Origin of the sequence: Lacihabitans sp. CS3-21, assembly GCF_024343675.1 — a bacterium.
In the GTDB taxonomy this organism is placed as follows: Bacteria; Bacteroidota; Bacteroidia; order Cytophagales; family Spirosomataceae; genus Leadbetterella.
In genome coordinates this window covers 1-653 of the sequence record NZ_RJUD01000093.1, presented here as the reverse complement: position 1 = coordinate 653, position 653 = coordinate 1, and the positions used below count along the sequence as shown (strand labels likewise).

Annotated in this window: 1 protein-coding gene; it reads left to right on the top strand. The window is 40.7% G+C overall.

Translation table 11 applies throughout. The features are described 5' to 3' along the window. Window positions 1-653 (top strand): hypothetical protein (locus EGI24_RS14615; RefSeq protein WP_255049206.1); only part of this gene is annotated, 653 nt, incomplete at both ends.

The following is a 653-nucleotide window of genomic DNA, read 5'->3' as shown; positions in this document are numbered from 1 at the left end:
TACACAAAACCCAATCCAAGTAGGAGCGGGAGTTTACACGGCTAACTGCACAAACACATGCGGAATCAGTTTAGCATCTAACAGCATCCAAATATCAAGTGGCGTCTTGCCGAATGATTTAATAATTTCTGTAAACAAAACTTTGTGTTGCGATGGTGAGTATGCCACTTTGACTGCAAACTTATGTAACGGTGCCGTTACTTGGAATACAGGTTCGGAGGGGTCAGTGTTGAATATTTCGACCTCAGGAACTTATACTGCTTTTTGCCGAAATGCTTGTGGAGAATCGTCGAAAACCATTCAGATTATTTTACAAAAAGTTCCTCTTCCTACAGCTCCAGTAATTACAAGCACAAGAAATGTTGTTTGTAGTTATGAGGTTGTTGCAATTAATGCTAGTCAGTGCACTATAGGTGATTTGGTTTGGAGTAACGGAGCAACATCAAGTACTATAAATGTAGGTCCCGGAATTTACTTTGCTTATTGTGAGAATATCTGTGGAAAATCTGGAAACTCAAACACGATAACAATCGGAACGAGTCCATCCCCAGTAGCCCCAGTGATTTCTACCAACAAAACGACTGTTTGTGGAACAGATAAAGCAACACTAACTGCAACAGGATGTGTAGGAGGAACAATTACATGGTCAGGAG